Origin of the sequence: Candidatus Magnetobacterium casense (assembly GCF_019173545.1) — a bacterium.
GTDB classification, from domain to species: domain Bacteria; phylum Nitrospirota; class Thermodesulfovibrionia; order Thermodesulfovibrionales; family Magnetobacteriaceae; genus Magnetobacterium; species Magnetobacterium cryptolimnobacter.
Genome location: NZ_JABXWD010000628.1, coordinates 1 through 1530, shown reverse-complemented (window position 1 = coordinate 1530; position 1530 = coordinate 1). Strand labels below are relative to the sequence as shown.

Genomic DNA, 1530 nt, shown 5'->3' with positions numbered 1-1530 from the left:
CAGACCAATGACCTACCGCTACGTAGACAACGTGATCAAACCCCAGTACGTCATCGAAAAGCTCTACGAAATAACGGGCGGTGATGCGATAATCACTACCGAGGTGGGACAGAATCAGATGTGGGCGGCACAGTTTTTCAAGTACGACAAGCCGAGGACTTTTCTGTCTTCTGGCGGACTGGGTACGATGGGCTATGGATTTCCGGCGGCCATCGGTGCCCAGGTGGCCAACCCCGACAGGGTTGTCATAGACGTCGCCGGCGATGGCAGTATCCAGATGAACATCCAGGAGCTGGCAACCACGATTGCATACAATCTGCCTGTAAAGGTGGCGATCCTCAACAACGGCTACCTGGGGATGGTCAGACAGTGGCAGGAGCTTTTCTACAAGGAGCGCTACTCATACAGTAATCTTTCCAACTTCCCGGACTTCGTCAAGGTGGCCGAGGCATATGGGGCCGTGGGACTGAGGGCTACAAAGCCGTCGGAGGTCGAGGACGTCATCAGGGAGGCGTTGAGGGTTAAGAGGCCGGTGTTTATGGACTTCCTCATCGACTGGAAGGAGAAGGTCTACCCGATGGTGCCGGCAGGGGCGCCCATTGACCAGATGATGTTTGAGGAAGAACCAAAGAAAGAAGACAAGAAGCTAAAAGCGGTAAAATAATCATAGAGGAGTTCTAAAGATGAGACATACAATCTCTGTTCTTGTGGAAAACAAGTTTGGTGTGCTCTCGCGTGTGTCGGGTCTGTTTAGCGGACGTGGCTACAACATCGAAAGCATCTCAGTGGGCGAAACCCTTGACCCGAAGATATCCATCATGACCATCGTGACAAAGGGCGACGACCAGATTATAGAACAGATAACCAAGCAGTTAAACAAACTCATAGATGTGATCAAGGTCCAGGACCTCTTTGAGGTAGACCACGTTGAGCGTGAAATTGTCCTGCTAAAGGTCACCCCCAAGCAGGAACTCAAGGGTGAGGTCTTGCGTCTGGCGGAGATATTCAGGGGCCGCATCGTGGATTCCAGTCAGAAGAGCTACACCATAGAGATCACCGGCGATGAAAAGAAGATAGAGGCATTTATCGAACTGATGAAGCCAATGGGCGTCAAGGAGTTCGTTCGTTCCGGAAAGATCGCCATCGCAAGAGAGATGATCAGAAACAAGTAGGAAACAAAGAAATGCCTGTATAAGGGGTCAAGGGGATCAGAACCCCCTTGACCCATCAGTTCTTATGTTATCAGATTGCCTTACTTTGACAATGTCATATTCCAATTTCTGCATATAAAGATGTCTGAACCACGCCTGCGACCGTAGGAAGCAAATCTCACTTATAGCACGTTTCGATTGGATTAAATACAAGACACATGGCATTTTTACGGGGTCAAGGGGACTTCTTCGTGGCCGGGGCGGGTGCGACCCGCTGCGACAAGATTGCGCCTCGCCCCTCCCCTTGCGGGGGGTTCTGAAGGGGGCCAGGAGCGCATTGAGCCGGGGGGGCGCTGCCCCCTCCTGGAGCGACAAAGAA

General features: G+C 51.8%; 2 protein-coding genes. Both read left to right on the top strand.

Going from position 1 to position 1530, the window contains the following annotated elements; translation table 11 throughout:
* Nucleotides 1–664 (top strand): thiamine pyrophosphate-dependent enzyme (locus HWQ67_RS18235; RefSeq protein WP_255317346.1); only part of this gene is annotated, 664 nt, incomplete at its 5' end.
* A gap of 19 nt (nt 665–683) precedes the next feature.
* Nucleotides 684–1172 (top strand): acetolactate synthase small subunit, encoded by a 489-nt coding sequence (gene ilvN, locus HWQ67_RS18230; protein WP_218254119.1) that lies wholly within the window; start codon nt 684–686, stop codon nt 1170–1172.
* Nucleotides 1173–1530 lie beyond the last annotated feature (358 nt).